General features: G+C 64.2%; 1 pseudogene. It reads left to right on the forward strand.

The features are described 5' to 3' along the window. Positions 1 to 1,155: pseudogene (locus tag FJD38_RS24405) on the forward strand (hypothetical protein); the annotation flags it as partial.

Consider the following 1,155-nt stretch of genomic DNA (forward strand, 5'->3'; position numbering starts at 1 on the left):
CCCCCTCGGCGCGGTGACCGAATACCAGTACAACGAAAGCGGACTTCTTACGGCCCTGATCCCGCCCCAGGACGAACCCACCTACTACAGCTACCTCGACGGCCACGTGCGCAAAATCAGACGCGGCATGGCGCAGTGGTACTACGAGCGCAACGCCCAGGGCGACATCACCCGCCAGACCGACCCCGACGGCCACATCACCCGCTACACCTACAACCCGCAGGGCAAAATCACCCTCATTCAGCACCCCGACGACAGCTACCACAAGCTGGTCTGGAACACCCTCGGCCAACTGACCGGCGAACGACTGCCCGACGGCAACCAGCGCCAATACGCCTACGACGCCCAAGGCCGAAAAACCACCCAGCAGGAACCCGACGGCGCCCTCACCCACTACAAATGGGACGCCGCAGGCCGCCTGAGCCAAATCACCCTGCCCGGCGGCAAAACCCGCGCCTGGAGCTACAACGCCTACGGCAAAGTCACCGCCGAACGCGACGAACGCGGGCACATCACCCGCTACGAATACGCCGACCACCTGCACCTCGTCAGCCGCCGCATCAACCCCGACGGCAGCCAGCTCAACTACCGCTACGACAACGCCCGCCTGCTGCTCACCGGCATCGAAAACGAACACAACGAGCACTACCAGCTCGACTACCACCCCAACGGCCTGCTGCGACAGGAAATCGGCTTTGACGGCAGCAAAACCGCCTACGCCTACGACCTCAACGGCCACCTGCTGGAAAAAACCGAATACCCCGACACCCTCTCCGGCGACACCCCACCGCTGAAAACCGCCTACCAGCGCGACAGTGCCGGACGCCTGCTGGTCAAAACCCTGCCCGACGGCAGTGAAATCACCTACACCTACGACAGCCTCGGCCGCCTCACCGAAGTCGACGACGGCAAGTGGCCACTCGCCTACGAATACGACCTGCAAGACCGCCTCATCACCGAGCATCAGGGCTGGGCCACCCTGCGCTACCGCTACGACGCCCTCGGCCAACTCAGCCACTGCACACTGCCCGACGGCAACGGCCTTGACTACCTCTACCACCCCGGTGGCGCGCTCAAAGCCATCAACCTCAACGGCCAGCGCCTCACCGGCCACCGCTTTGAACACGGGCGCGAGATCATGCGCCAACAAGGCTC

Source organism: Pseudomonas saxonica (assembly GCF_007858365.1).
GTDB lineage: Bacteria > Pseudomonadota > Gammaproteobacteria > Pseudomonadales > Pseudomonadaceae > Aquipseudomonas > Aquipseudomonas saxonica.